The organism is Bradyrhizobium sp. Unk1 (genome assembly GCF_059512345.1).
In genome coordinates this window covers 1-13,840 of the sequence record NZ_JCAMOP010000010.1, presented here as the reverse complement: position 1 = coordinate 13,840, position 13,840 = coordinate 1, and the positions used below count along the sequence as shown (strand labels likewise).

12 protein-coding genes are annotated in these 13,840 nt (G+C 65.2%); 8 read left to right on the top strand and 4 right to left on the bottom strand.

From position 1 onward, the window contains the following. Position 1 precedes the first annotated feature (1 nt). From AC5ZFO_RS14535 to AC5ZFO_RS14520, 4 genes are read left to right on the top strand one after another with little or no spacing between them, the layout of a single operon-like run. Complete coding sequence (locus AC5ZFO_RS14535; protein WP_282522438.1) at positions 2 to 181, top strand: DUF4089 domain-containing protein; 180 nt, start codon at positions 2 to 4, stop codon at positions 179 to 181. Between the two features lie 7 nt (positions 182 to 188). Next, a complete protein-coding gene (locus tag AC5ZFO_RS14530) occupies positions 189 to 1,583 on the top strand; it encodes an AtzE family amidohydrolase (protein ID WP_496122188.1) in 1,395 nt (464 codons plus the stop codon). Positions 1,584 to 1,607: 24 nt separating this feature from the next. Further along, positions 1,608 to 2,000, top strand: coding sequence for an oxalurate catabolism protein HpxZ (hpxZ, locus tag AC5ZFO_RS14525; RefSeq protein ID WP_014491241.1), 393 nt, complete (start codon positions 1,608 to 1,610; stop codon positions 1,998 to 2,000). Between the two features lie 4 nt (positions 2,001 to 2,004). Then, positions 2,005 to 2,727 (top strand): GntR family transcriptional regulator, encoded by a 723-nt coding sequence (locus AC5ZFO_RS14520; RefSeq protein WP_282522436.1) that lies wholly within the window; start codon positions 2,005 to 2,007, stop codon positions 2,725 to 2,727. A 109-nt stretch (positions 2,728 to 2,836) separates the two neighbouring features. On the opposite strand, the gene atzF is transcribed toward AC5ZFO_RS14520, so the two are convergent. After that, positions 2,837 to 4,642: an allophanate hydrolase gene (atzF, locus tag AC5ZFO_RS14515; RefSeq protein ID WP_496122187.1), complete on the bottom strand. Its 1,806-nt coding sequence runs from the start codon at positions 4,640 to 4,642 to the stop codon at positions 2,837 to 2,839. A gap of 192 nt (positions 4,643 to 4,834) precedes the next feature. Continuing rightward, the gene (locus AC5ZFO_RS14510; RefSeq protein ID WP_282522434.1) at positions 4,835 to 5,341 is read right to left on the bottom strand and encodes a MarR family winged helix-turn-helix transcriptional regulator; all 507 of its coding nucleotides are present in this window, start codon (positions 5,339 to 5,341) and stop codon (positions 4,835 to 4,837) included. A gap of 150 nt (positions 5,342 to 5,491) precedes the next feature. Between AC5ZFO_RS14510 and AC5ZFO_RS14505 the strand changes: the two genes are divergently transcribed. Beyond that, positions 5,492 to 7,342: a feruloyl-CoA synthase gene (locus AC5ZFO_RS14505; protein ID WP_282522433.1), complete on the top strand. Its 1,851-nt coding sequence runs from the start codon at positions 5,492 to 5,494 to the stop codon at positions 7,340 to 7,342. A gap of 402 nt (positions 7,343 to 7,744) precedes the next feature. Here the strand turns inward: AC5ZFO_RS14505 and AC5ZFO_RS14500 are convergent, their stop codons facing one another. Further along, a complete protein-coding gene (locus tag AC5ZFO_RS14500; protein WP_282522432.1) occupies positions 7,745 to 8,248 on the bottom strand; it encodes a MarR family winged helix-turn-helix transcriptional regulator in 504 nt (167 codons plus the stop codon). Positions 8,249 to 8,328: 80 nt separating this feature from the next. Here AC5ZFO_RS14500 and AC5ZFO_RS14495 point away from each other — a divergent pair, with 80 nt between their 5' ends. Then, entirely contained in the window at positions 8,329 to 9,537 is a 1,209-nt protein-coding gene (locus tag AC5ZFO_RS14495) for a cytochrome P450 (RefSeq protein ID WP_496122186.1), read from the top strand. Between the two features lie 35 nt (positions 9,538 to 9,572). Further along, complete coding sequence (locus tag AC5ZFO_RS14490) at positions 9,573 to 10,784, top strand: ABC transporter substrate-binding protein (RefSeq protein ID WP_282522430.1); 1,212 nt, start codon at positions 9,573 to 9,575, stop codon at positions 10,782 to 10,784. Between the two features lie 209 nt (positions 10,785 to 10,993). Here AC5ZFO_RS14490 and AC5ZFO_RS14485 read toward each other — a convergent pair whose 3' ends face one another. Next, positions 10,994 to 12,256: an NAD(P)/FAD-dependent oxidoreductase gene (locus tag AC5ZFO_RS14485; RefSeq protein ID WP_282522429.1), complete on the bottom strand. Its 1,263-nt coding sequence runs from the start codon at positions 12,254 to 12,256 to the stop codon at positions 10,994 to 10,996. Between the two features lie 303 nt (positions 12,257 to 12,559). Here AC5ZFO_RS14485 and AC5ZFO_RS14480 point away from each other — a divergent pair, with 303 nt between their 5' ends. After that, the gene (locus tag AC5ZFO_RS14480) at positions 12,560 to 13,732 is read left to right on the top strand and encodes an ABC transporter substrate-binding protein (protein WP_028148067.1); all 1,173 of its coding nucleotides are present in this window, start codon (positions 12,560 to 12,562) and stop codon (positions 13,730 to 13,732) included. Positions 13,733 to 13,840: the final 108 nt, after the last annotated feature.

Genomic DNA, 13,840 nt, shown 5'->3' with positions numbered 1-13,840 from the left:
GATGGCCGAACCGCTGGACAACTATATCGACGCCGTATCGAAAGCGCTGGCGCTGCCGGTCGAGGAGGCCTGGAGGCCGGCGGTGCGCGCCAATCTCGAAGTCTCGCTCCGGCTTGGCCGACTGGTCGACGAATTCGCGCTGCCGGACGAGACCGAGCCAGCGCCGATCTTCACGGTCTGATCCCGCCATGACCACCAAGCCAGAGATGACGGCTGCGGACATCGCCAAGGCTGTGGCCGGCGGCAAGATGTCGGCACTCGATGCCACCGACGCAGCTCTTGCGCGTATCAAGCAGCACGATGGCGTCCTCAACTCCTTTACCGACGTCACCGCCGAGCGCGCCCGTGCGAAGGCGCGCGCTGTTGATGCCGACATTGCTGCCGGCAAGGAGATCGGCCCGCTCGCCGGTGTTCCTTTCGCGGTGAAGAACCTGTTCGACGTCGCGGGGCTTCCGACGCGGGCCGGCTCGAAGATCAATCGTGACCTCGCGCCTGCCAAGCGCGACGCTACGCTGATCGAGCGGATTGAGGCCGCCGGCGCCGTGCTCGTCGGCGCGCTCAACATGGGCGAATACGCTTACGACTTCACCGGCGAGAACGTCCATGACGGTCCCTCGCGCAATCCGCATGACACGACCCGGATGACCGGCGGCTCGTCTGGTGGTTCGGGGAGCGCCGTCGGCGGCGCGCTGGTGCCGATCGCGCTCGGCTCGGACACCAATGGTTCGATCCGCGTGCCGTCCTCCTTCTGCGGCATCTTTGGCTTGAAGCCGACCTATGGCCGGCTGTCGCGCGCGCGCTCGTTCCCGTTCGTCGCGAGCCTCGATCATCTCGGCCCGTTCGCGCGCTCGGCGACCGATCTCGCGCTCGCCTATGACGTGATGCAGGGGGGGGATGCGGATGATGCCGCCTGCACCACGCGTGGCCTGGAGCCGACGCTGCCGCTGCTCGCCAATCCGGTGTCGGACCTGCGCATCGCGATTGCCGGCGGGCACTTTCAGAAGAACCTGTTTCCCGAGGCCGTCGAAGCCGTCAGCCGCGTCGCCAAGGCACTCGGCGCGACGAAGATCGTTGACGTGCCCGAAGCCTCGCGCGCCCGCGCGGCGGCCTATGTCATCACCACCACCGAAGGCGCCTCGCTGCATCTCGATCGCCTGCGCAAGCGCCCGAACGATTTCGATCCCGCCGTGCGTGACCGGCTGATTGCCGGCGCGATGGTGCCCGCGCCCTTGGTCGACCGCGCGCAGAAATTCCGCCGCTGGTATCGCGTGCAGCTTGCCGAGATCTTCAAATCCGTCGACGTGCTGATTGCACCGGCCACGCCTTGTACCGCGCCGAAGCTTGGCCAGGTGAATTTCACACTCGACGGCGTCGAGTTGCCGGTTCGCGCCAATATCGGCATCCACACCCAGCCGATCTCGTTCATCGGATTGCCGGTGGTCGCCGTGCCGGTGCCGCTCGAGCCGTTGCCGATCGGCGTGCAGATCATCGCCGCGCCCTGGCGCGAGGACATCGCGCTGCGCGTCGCGTACGCATTGGAGAAGATGGGCGTGGTATCCGCGCCGTCGCCAAGGGGACTATAAAAGGGGACTTGAGAGGAATTTAAGATGGAGATCGATCTCCCCGAGGTGATCGCGGAAGTGAAGGCCGCGTTCGAGCGCTATGAGCAGGCGCTGATCACCAACGACGTCGCCGTGCTCGGCGAGCTCTTCCGCAACGATCCCCGCACGCTGCGCTACGGCATCGGCGAGAACCTCTACGGCTATGAGGCGATCTCCGGCTTCCGCGCCGGGCGCTCGCCGGTGGGCCTCAACCGCCGCACCGCGAAAACCGTGATCACCAGCTATGGCCGCGACACGGCCGTGGCCTCCACCCTGTTCTATCGCGACACGGCTCCCGGCAAGGTCGGCCGGCAGATGCAGACCTGGATTCGCTTCCCGGAGGGCTGGCGCGTCGTCGCCGCCCATGTCAGCATCATCGACGAGTCGAAAGAGACCTGATCGTATGACGCTTGACGATCTTCCGCAGGGATTATTGCCGGCCGAGCCGGTGGTGCCGCGCGTCGACCGGGCGCAGCCCAGCGTGCACAAGATCACGCGCGCCGAGGAATTGCGGCTTCAACTCGCCGACGAGATCGTACGCGGAACCCTGGCCCCCGGCGCGCCGCTTGATGAAACCGACATCGCGCGGCGCTTCAGCGTCTCGCGCACGCCGGTCCGCGAGGCGTTGCGCCAGCTGGTGGCGAGCGGCCTCGTCGAATCGCGCGCCCATCGCGGCGCGGTGGTGGCGCAGCCCTCGGTCGAGCGTCTCAAGGGCATGTTCGAGGCGATGGCTGAGCTCGAGGCGCTGTGCGCGGGCCTTGCCGCCGAGCGCATGTCCGCTGCCGAGCGCCACGGTCTCGAAGCCGTCCACGAAGAGCTGCGCGTCCTCAGCTACGCCGGCAATCCCGATCGCTTCCACGAGGTCAACGAGCGCTTCCACAACGCGATCTATGCGGGATCGCAGAACGGCTACATCGCCGAGATCACGCTGGCGACCCGCGTCCGCGTGCAACCGTTCCGCCGCGCCCAGTTCCGCAATCTCGGCCGATTGGCAAAGTCGCAAGCCGAGCACGACCGCGTCGTCGTCGCCATCATGCGCGGCGACAAGCAGGGCGCGGCGGCCGCCATGCGCGCCCATATCGAACTGGTGCGCGGGGAGTATGAGATTTACGCGGTGTCGGTTTAGAGCTGCGCACGCGGTACCGTAGGGTGGGCAAAGGCGCAAAGCGCCGTGCCCACGTCTTTCCTAACCGCTGTGATGGTGGGCACGCTACGCTTTGCCCACCCTACGAGACCTATATCGCCGCGACTTCCTTCATATACGCGCGCCATCCCCCATACGCCGTGATGTCGCGCGCCTCGCCCAGCACCTCCGGCTCGACGAGAAAGCCCTTCACGCTGCGGCCATCCGCAAGCCTGATTGTGCCGATTGCCATCGGCGCTGGAATCGCATTCACGAACTTGCCGAAAGCCGACGACGACAGCGACCAGATCTCCAGTTCGATCGCCGCGCCCTTGCCTGCTTCCACGCGCAGCATGCCGGGCTTCGGCGGCGTGGTCTGGAGCGCGTAGAGCTTGTAGTCGGGCGCGGTCTTGGTCGCTTCGATAAGCTTTCCGTTGAGCGCCTTCAATTCGCCGTTCAGCGCCATGCCGGACAGGTGAGCGCCGACCACTGCGATCGGAATCTCGTCGCTGCTCCTTGCGGCAAGCGGCGCCAGCGGTGCTTGTGTAGCGTCCTTGGCGCCCACCGTCAGCTTGGTGTCGGTATGGAAGACGCGGCCGATGCTCGCGAGCATCGCATCGCGTCCTGCGGGCGCGAGCAGCGTGATGCCGAACGGAATGCCGTCCGCGCGCATCGACGCCGGGACCGCGAGGCCGCAGAGATCGAGGAGGTTGACGAAATTGGTGTAGGTGCCGAGCCGGCTGTTGAGCTCGATTGGATTGGCCAGCACCTGCGCGGTCGTGTACGCCGTCGGCGCCGTCGGCAACACCAGCGCGTCGATGCTGGCAAACGTCCGCTCGGCGATCTTGCGCAGGCCCTGCAGGCGGTAGAGCGCAGAGAAGGTGTCCGCAGCGGTCAGCCGCGCGCCGGCCGCGGTGATCTCGCGCGTCACCGGATGAATCGAATCAGGCGCGGACGCCAGCAGATCCTTGATCACGAGATAACGCTCGGCGACCCACGGCCCCTCATAGAGCAGCCGCGCCGTCTCGTAGAACGGCTCGAGGTCGAACTCGACCAGCTCAGCGCCGAGCGCGGTCCAGCGCTTCAGCGCATCGCCGTAAGCCGCTTCCGCCTTCCTGTCGCCGAAGAAGATCAGCTGTCCGTTGCGGGGCACGCCGAGGCGCAAATTCGCGAGGAACGGCGTGATCGCGCCCAGCGGCCGGTCGCGCGAGAATGGGTCGGCCTGGTCTGGACCCGCCATCACGGAGAGTGCCAGCGCGGCGTCGTCGACGGTCAGAGCGAATACCGAGATGCAGTCGAGCGTGCGGCAGGCCGGCACCAGGCCCGCATTCGAGATCATGCCGAGGCTCGGCTTCAGGCCGACGATGTTGTTGAGCATCGCCGGCACCCGGCCGCTCCCGGCGGTGTCCGTGCCCAGCGACAGCGGCACGAGTCCGGCGCCGACGGCGACCGCCGAGCCCGAGCTCGAGCCGCCGGGAATGAGATCCTCGCGGATCGAGTTTTTGGGGATGCCGTAAGGCGAGCGCACGCCGACGAGGCCGGTGGCAAACTGGTCGAGATTGGTCTTGCCGATGATGATCGCGCCGGCCGCACGCAGGCGTTCCACCGCGGTCGAATCATGCATCGGCGTATATGAGAAGGCCGGGCAGGCCGCGGTGGTCGGAAATCCCAGCGCGTCGATATTGTCCTTCACCGCAACCGGCACGCCGTAGAGCGGCAGGCTGGTGGCATCCCTTGCGGCAAGCTTCTCGGCTTCTGCGATCGCGTCCTTCTCGTCGCGCAGGCTGATGAAGATCGCGGGATCGTTGTGATCGCGGATGCGCTGATAGGTTCGCGCGACGGTCTGCGCAGGCGTGATCGTGCCCGCGCGATGCGCAGCCACAATCGCGGCGATCGTTTCAGGCTGCTCAGCCCCCATGGTGACAAAACTCCGGCAACAGGTCTTACCCGGATTGAAGCAAGCGATGTGCCATTGTGTACACAATCCGGGCAGGCGTTAGGTCTCGGATATTATCGAGGGATCAGTGGCTTGTAAGATATTTCGAGGATTGTTGGGCGGTCGTGCCAGCGCCCTGATACGGGCATTTGCGTAAATATTAGGCAGCGTCGATCAGGTGAAGCCGGCGAGGATCTGGAGCAGGCGCTCCCTGTTCTCCTTGCCGATCTTCTCCACGACATGCCGCTCGTGCTCGGCAGCGAGGCGCTTGAACTTTGCCAGCGCCGTCTCCCCCGGTGCGGTGAGGTGCAGCGCGTGGGAGCGGCGGTCCGCCTTCGACTTGACCCGCTTCACCAGCTTGCGCTGTTCGAGGCTGTCGAGCAGATGCACCAGCCGGGCGCGCTCGATGCCGAGCCGCTTCGCTACCGCCATCTGGGACAGGCCCGGATTGGCGCCGATGACCGTCAGCACGGAATACTGCGTCGGCTTGATGTCGACCTCGCCGAGCGTCTTGATGAAGTCCTGAAAGATCCAGATCTGGAAACGCCGCACCGCATAACCGGCGTGCCCGACCAGGGCGTCGAGGCCGATCTCGTCCGCGTCGTTCGGCCGCGCCGCGCCGTTGCCGGCACGCTTGCGTGGGGCGGGGCGGGGCTCAGTTCGGGCTGCGCTGGCTGTCACGTGATCTCTCCTGCCGTGCAAGCTTAGCGCTCCGAAGGCCCTCGCGGAAGATTGTTGTTGACGACAACAATTGCCGTGCCCAACAATATGGCCAAAGCGGCCCGGAACGAGGCTGCAGCCGATCCGGACGTCCAGGGCGAGGAGGAAACCATGACAACCGCCGCACGCGGTGACGCTTCGAGCCTGTTCGCAACGCCCAAGACCGTCGCCGAGCATCGCGCCGACGGCAGCATCGTGCTGCGCTCGCCAGAACCCTTGCGCGACGGCGCGCGCTGCATCGGCGACTGGCTGGAGCATTTTGCGCGGCAGACGCCTGACACGATCTTCCTCGCCGAGCGTGACAGCGCCGACACGCCCTGGGCCACCATGACCTACGCGGGCGCCCTGCGGCGGGTCCGCGCAGCGGCGAGCTGGATTTTGGCGCAAGAGCTCAGCGCCGAGCGTCCCGTCATCATCCTCTCCGACAACAGCATCGATCACGCGTTGCTTGCGCTGGCCGCCCAGCATGTCGGCGTTCCCTCGGCCGCGATCTCGCCGGCTTATTCGCTGATGTCGAAGGATTTCGACAAGCTCAAGAGCATGATCTCGCTGCTTCAGCCGGGCGCAATCTATGTCTCCGCGACAAAGCCGTTTGCTGCTGCACTCGCCGCGATTAAGCCGCTGCACGAGGCGCAGATCATCAGTGGCAATGCCGGCGATGCCGATGCGCTGGCCTTCCGTGACATCGCGGCGACGCCCGAAACGGGCGACGTCGCAAAAGCCCTCGCCACGGTAACACCGGACACGATCGCAAAATTCCTGTTCACCTCGGGCTCGACCGGCACGCCGAAAGCCGTCATCAACACCCAGCGCATGCTGACCTCGAGCCAGCAGGCCAAGGCGCAGACCTGGACGTTTCTCGAACCGGGCGGCGGCGATCTCGTCATTCTCGACTGGCTGCCCTGGAGCCACACCTTCGGCGCCAACCATAATTTCAATCTGGTGCTGCGCAACGGCGGTTCACTCTATATCGACGGCGGCAAGCCCGCGCCCGGTCTGTTCGCGACCTCGCTCGCGAATCTGAAAAGCGTGATGCCGACGGTCTATTTCAACGTGCCGCGCGGTTTCGACATGCTGATCGCAGCGCTGCGCGGCGACGCGGAGCTGCGCCGCCGTTTCTTCGGCGAAGTGAAATTCGCCTTCTATGCCGGCGCCGCGCTGCCGCAGAACCTCTGGGACGCGCTCGAGCAGCTTTCGGTGGAGACTGTTGGTCGTCCGCTGCCGATGGTGTCGGCCTGGGGCTCGACCGAGACGTCGCCGCTGGCGACCGACTGTCATTTCCTCGCGGAGCGCTCGGGCAATATCGGCGTGCCCATTCCCGGCACCGAGCTGAAGCTCGTCACGTCGGGCGACAAGCTGGAGGTGCGGGTGCGCGGCCCCAATGTCACGCCGGGTTACTGGAAGGCGCCGGAGCTGACCAGGCAGGCTTTCGACGACGAGGGCTTCTATATGATCGGCGATGCCGTGAAGCTTGCCGATGCGGAACGGCCTGAGCGCGGGTTGTTCTTCGACGGCCGCGTCGCGGAGGACTTCAAGCTCAACTCCGGCACCTGGGTCAGCGTCGGTACGCTGCGCGTCGCCGGCATCGCCGCGCTGGCGCCGTTGGCGCAGGATATCGTCGTCACCGGCCATGGCGGCGACGAGGTGCGGTTTCTGGTGTTCCCGAACATGGCCATGTGCCGTACCCATGCCGGCTTGCCCGAGACGGCAGGCGTGAACGATGTGCTTGGCGATGACAAGGTCAGGACCGCGATCGCACAGGGCCTGGCGAAGCTGAAACAGCAGGGCGCCAACTCCTCCGGCCACGCTACGCGCGCGCTGCTGCTCGCCGAGCCGCCGTCGGTCGATGGCGGTGAGATCACCGACAAGGGTTACATCAACCAGCGCGCCGTGCTGACGCGGCGGGCCGATGCGGTGGCGCGGGTGAATGATGATGCGTCGGGTGAGTGGATCGGTCTGTAGCCGTTCGTCAATCACAACGGAGCTCGCGCCTCCTTCACCTCTCCCCGCTTGCGGGGAGAGGTCGGATCGCTCTTGCGATCCGGGTGAGGGGGTACAGGTCTCACGGCCATCTCATTTGCGGAGAGAGGCCCCTCACCCCACCCTCTCCCCGTAAGAACGGGGAGAGGGTGCGAAACAGCTCGCAAAATACGCCAGCCATTCTGCCGCAATATCCTGCATGATTCTTTTGTTGCTTAAGCAACTAATTTGTGCGAACCGTTCCAGACAAGGATGACGGCGGGGGAACCGCTGCGCCTGATCCTGGAGGAAACGATGTTCGGCAGAGAGGGGGCCGCGGGTAAATGCCGTCGTATGCCTGAAGGCGGCAACACGACGCGGCTCACGCGTCTCACGCCCGCTGCGTCAACTGGTGCTGCTGCCGGTGACTGCGCCGAGATTTTCGTGCAGCCGGCGCAGCAGATCGATCAGCACCTCGCGCTCGTCTTTGCTCAGGCAGGACAACAGCCGCCGCTCGCGCTCGAACGCCGCGACGATCACCTTGTCATGGGTGGCGCGGCCCTTCGCCGTCAGCGAGATCGAATGGGTGCGGCCGTCGTTCGGGTCGGTTCGAATCGAGACCAGTCCGCGCTTCTCCAGCCCCGCGAGCGTCCGGCTCACCGGGCCTTTGTCGAAGCCAATGACGTGGCAGATCCGCGAGGCGGGAATGCCGGGCTCGATCGCCAGCAGCGACATGATCCGCCATTCCGTGACGTTGACGCCGAACTCTCGCTGGTAGAACGCGGTCGCGCTGTTCGAGAGCTTGTTGGCGATGAAGGTGACGAAGGCCGGGACGTAACGATCGAGGTCGAGCGTCGGTCCCGCCTCGGCGGTCGCAGGTCTTTGGCGGGATCTGGTCGAAGGCGGCATATCGGGCTCACTAGCGGCGCGCCTGATGACCTAAGGGCAAGCGCTGCCCTTTCACAAGATCAAAATGAGGGAGGATTTTCATGAGCGCATCGGGCTCCCCTGCGTCAGGCGTCCCGCATCTCGACGTCGATCCCTTCGCAATGGATTTCTTCGCCGACCCCTATCCCACGCACGAGCTGCTGCGGGAGGCTGGCCCTGTCGTCTATCTCGACAAGTGGAACGTCTATGGCGTGGCACGCTATGCCGAGGTCCACGCCGTGCTGAACGATCCCGCGACGTTCTGCTCCAGCCGCGGCGTCGGCCTCTCCGATTTCAGGAAGGAGACGCCGTGGCGGCCGCCGAGCCTGATCCTCGAGGCCGATCCGCCCGCGCATACGCGGACCCGCGCCGTGCTTTCGAAGGTGCTGTCGCCGACCGTCATGAAGGGCCTCCGTGACCGCTTTGCAGCGGCAGCTGAAGAACGGGTCGATGTGCTGCTCGACAAGCGCAGTTTTGACGCGATCACGGATCTCGCGGAAGCCTATCCGCTCTCGATCTTCCCGGATGCGCTCGGGCTGAAGCCTGAGGGACGCGAGCATCTCATCCCCTACGCGAGCGTGGTGTTCAACGCGTTCGGCCCACCCAATGAACTGCGCCAAGAAGCCATTGCGCGCTCGGCGCCGCACCAGGCCTACGTTACGGACCAATGCCAGCGCGACAATCTCACGCCCGGCGGCATCGGTGCGTGTATTCACGCCCATGTCGACGAGGGCGCGATTACGGCCACCGAGGCGCCGCTGCTGGTACGCTCGCTGCTGTCGGCCGGCCTCGACACCACCGTCAACGGGATCGGTGCGGCGGTCTATTGCCTGGCGCGCTTCCCCGAGCAGTGGCAGCGCTTGCGTGGCGATCTCACGCTGGCGCGTAACGCCTTCGAGGAAGCGGTGCGGTTCGAGAGTCCGGTGCAGACGTTCTTCCGCACCACGACGCGCGATGTCGAGCTGTCGGGCGCGACGATCGGCGAAGGTGAGAAAGTCCTGATGTTCCTCGCCGCCGCCAATCGCGATCCGCGGCGCTGGGACAAGGCAGACAGTTATGACATCACGCGCCGCACCTCCGGCCATGTCGGCTACGGCTCCGGCATTCACATGTGCGTCGGTCAGCTCGTGGCGCGGCTCGAAGGCGAGACGATGCTCACGGCACTGGCCCGTCGCGTCGCCAGCATCGAGATCACGGGTGAACCAAAACGCCGCTTCAACAACACGCTGCGCGGGCTCGACAGCCTGCCGGTGACGATCACGCCGGCCTGACGCGAACGGCTGCCAAACAAATAGGGGAGGGAACAATGAAACACCTGAAATGGACGCTTGCGCTGGCGGCTAGCCTGATGAGCGGCGCGGCAAGCGCCGAGATCTCCGACAATGTCGTGCGCGTCGGCGTGCTCAATGACATCTCGGGCATCTTTCAGGATACCAACGGCATGGGGTCGGTCGAGGCCGCGCGCATGGCCGCGGAGGATTTCAACGGCGGCGGCAAGAACATCAAGGTCGAGATCGTCTATGCCGACCACCAGAACAAGGCCGATGTCGGCAACGCGATCGCGCGCAAATGGCTCGATGTCGAGGGCGTCGATGCCATCGTTGACGTCCCTAACTCTGCCGTCGGCCTTTCCATCAATACGCTCTTGCGCGACAGCCGCATGACGTTCCTGGCGTCGTCGACCGCAAGCTCGGATCTCACCGGCAAGGCCTGCTCGCCCAATACGATCCAGTGGGTCAACGACGCCTGGGCGACCGGCAACACCACCGCGGCCGCGATGATGTCGCGCGGCGGCAAGGACTGGTATTTCCTCACGGTCGACTATGCGCTCGGCAAGGGCATCGAGGCGGAGGCGCAGAAATACATCGAGGCGCACGGCGGCAAGGTGCTTGGCTCGTCAAAACATCCGCTCGGCACTTCCGACTTCGCCTCCTTCCTGTTGCAGGCGCAGGGCTCGAAAGCGCAGGTGATCGGCCTCGCCAATGCCGGCGGCGACACCATCAGCGCGGTGAAGCAGGCCGCCGAGTTCGGCATCCAGCAAGGCGGCCAGAAGCTCGTCGCCTTCCTGCTCTTCATCAACGACGTCCACGGCATGGGTATCAAGGTTGCCCAGGGCCTCCAGCTCATGGAAGCATTTTACTGGGACATGAACGACGACACCCGCGCGTTTGCAAAGCGCTTCGCTGTGCGGCCCGGCATGAACGGCAAGATGCCGAGCGGCAACCAGGCCGGCGTCTATGCCTCGACGCTCGCTTATCTGAACGCGGTCGCCGCGACCGGCAGCGACAATGCGAAGGACGCCGTGCCCGAGATGAAGAAGTTCAGGGGTAAGGACAAGCTGTTCGGCGACACCACGATCCGCCAGGACGGCCGCGTCGTGCATCCCATGTATCTGTTCGAGGTGAAGAAGCCGGAGGAGTCGAAATATCCGTACGACTATTACAAGCTGGTCTCGACGATTCCCGCAGACCAGGCGTTCCGGCCGCTCGCGGAGGGCGGATGCGAACTGGTGAAGTAGCGATGTCGCTGCGGTTGCCTCTTCACCCTCCTCTGGAGGGGGAGGGTCGATCGCGGGAAGCGCGAGCGGGGTGGGGTGATCTCTCAACACGGGCACTGTTCGATGCGGAGAGACCGTCACCCCACCCCGTCTCGCATGTCGCTGCGCTCCATCTGAGCCGACCCTCCCCCTCCAGGGGAGGGTAAGCAAAGCGCGCTACGGTAGCGTCCCTACGCCACCTTGCTGCTCCCCTGCGTGATCAGCCGCGCCGCGCGCTGGTCGCGGGCGTAGATCCAGAGCCAGCTCAGGGCGACGCTGAGGCGGTGGCGCAGGCCGATCAGGAAGTAGATGTGGGCGATGCCCCAGATCCACCATGCGATGGTGCCGCGCAGTTTGACCTTGCCGAAATCGATCACGGCGAGCCGCTTGCCGATCTGTGCGAGGCTACCGGAGTGCTTGTAACGGAATGCACCTTTGCTCTCGCCACGCAGGCGCGCCTTGATGGTCTCGGCGACGTGACGGCCCTGCTGCTTGGCGGCCGGCGCGATGCCGGGCACTGGCTTACCCTCCCAGGCGTTGATCACAACGGTGTCGCCGATCGCAAAGATATCGGGATGACCAGGTATCGTCAGATCGTCTTCGACCTCCACGCGCCCGGCGCGATCGCTTGGTGCGCCCAGCCATTCGGCGGCGGGCGAGGCGCGCACGCCGGCGGCCCAGATTCGTGTCTTTGCCTCAAGCAGCTTGCCGCCGAACACGACGCCCTCACGGTTGATCTCGGTGACGGCCTGGCCCAGCACGACCTCGACGCCGATCTTTTCCAGCGAAGCCTGCGCATAGGCAGAGAGATCGTCGGGGAAGCCCGCGAGCACGCGCGGTCCGGCCTCGATCAGCACCACGCGTGCCTTGTGGGTGTCGATGTTGCGGAAGTCGGCGGGGAGCGTGTGGTGCGCCATTTCGGCGATGGTGCCGGCGAGCTCGACGCCGGTCGGGCCGGCGCCGACGATGACGAAGGTCAGCCGCGCCGCGCGCTTGGCCGGATCAGTCTCGCGCTCGGCGCGCTCGAATGCCACCAGGATGTGACGGCGCAGCGTGGTCGCGTCTTCCAGCGTCTTCAGGCCGGGGGCGAACTGCTCCCACTCGTCATGGCCGAAATAAGCATGGCGCGCGCCGGTGGCGAGCACCAGCGTGTCGTAGGGCACCTCGCTGCCGTCGTCGATCAGCACGCAGCGCCGGTCGGCGTCGACGCCACTCACCGTCGCAAACAGGGTCGTCACCTCGCGCCGGTCGCGCATCAGGTGCCGGACCGGCCAGGCGATTTCGTTGGTCGCGAGCGAGGCGGTCGCGACCTGGTAGAGCAGCGGCTGGAACAGATGATGGTTGCGGCGGTCGATCAGCGTGATCTCGACCGGCGCGCCCGCAAGCCGGTAGGTCGCCTCCAGCCCGCCGAAGCCGGCTCCGACGATGACGACGCGGTGGGGATTTGCGGCCATGATGCACCCTCGAATCTCGCTGCTGCTCTCCCTTCATCTAAGTGCGCATTGGGCGCCGTAGTCCAATAGCCGTCATCAATCGCGGCATAGGCTGGGCGTATCGCCATACCCCGCGAAAAAGCGCCGCAGCCTTGATCGAAGTGAGTAGAATTATATTTCTTGCCATCCTCGATTAGGGCGAAATATGGTGCAGGGGCGGACGCTGAGCCATTGGCGGCGCGACAGATTTTGCGTTCAATAGAGACAGACCCGGGGGCGGCGATCACCCCGTTTCCGGGATCAATAATAAGGAGGGGAGTGGTTATGAGGACGGCATTCTGGCTGGCGGGCGCAGCGGCGCTGGTACTGGCAAATCAGGCTTTCGCCGGCGACACCATCAAGATCGGCTTCGTTTCGACCTTCAGCGGCCCGACTGCCGTGATCGGCAACGACATGCGCAATTCCTTCGAGCTCGCGCTCGACCACATCGGCCGCAAGATGGACGGCAAGCCGGTCGAGGTGATCTACGAGGATGACGGGCAGAAGCCCGATGTCGGCAAGCAGAAGACCGAGAAGCTGGTGCAGTCCGACAAGGTCGACTTCATCGTCGGCTACATCTGGTCGAACGTGCTCTTGGCCTCGCTCAAGACCGCGGTGGACTCGCAGACCTTCCTGATCTCGGCCAATGCCGGTCCGTCGCAGCTCGCCGGCGAACTGTGCTCGCCTTACGTGTTCTCGACCTCCTGGCAGAACGACCAGACGCCCGCCGCCATGGGCCTCTACATGAACCAGAAGGGCGTCAAGAGCGTGTTCCTGATCGGGCCGAACTACGCGGCCGGCAAGGACATGCTCGCGGGCCTGAAGAGCACGTTCAAGGGTGAGGTCAAGGGCGAGGAATACACGGTCTGGCCGAGCCAGCTCGATTTCTCCGCCGAGCTCTCCAAGGCGCGCGCCTCGGGCGCCGAGTCGATCTTCGTGTTCTATCCCGGTGCGGCCGGCGTGCAGTTCCTCAATCAATATGCGCAGGCCGGCCTCAAGAGCACGATGCCGCTCTACACCGCCTTCACCGTCGACGAGCTCTCGCTGCCGCTCCAGAAGGAGAATGCGCTCGGCGTTCCCGGCGCGCAGGAATGGGTCAACGACCTCCCGAACGAGCAGAACAAGCGCTTCGTCGCCGACTACCGCAAGAAATACCCCAATCTGCGCCCGACCTATTACGGCGCCCAGGCCTATGACGCGGCCCAGCTCATCAACAGTGCGGTGGTCGCGGTGAAGGGCGACACCAGCAAGAAGGACGCGATGAAGGCCGAGATGGAGAAGGCCAACTTCAAGTCGCTGCGCGGCCCGTTCAAATACGGCAAGAACCACATCCCGGTGCAGAGCTTCTACCTCCAGGACGTGGTCAAGGACGGCGAAGGCCAGCTCTCGCTGAAGACGGTCGCGACCATCGTGGAGAACGACCAGGATCGCTTCCACGACAAGTGCGCGATGAAGTGAGTTGATCCCAGCCACGAGCGATGCCGCCCCTTCTCCCCTTGTGGGCCTGTTGCGTAATTCGTCAATTGTGATTCCCTCGGGCAAAGCCTTGGAGGGTAGCGATGGCGG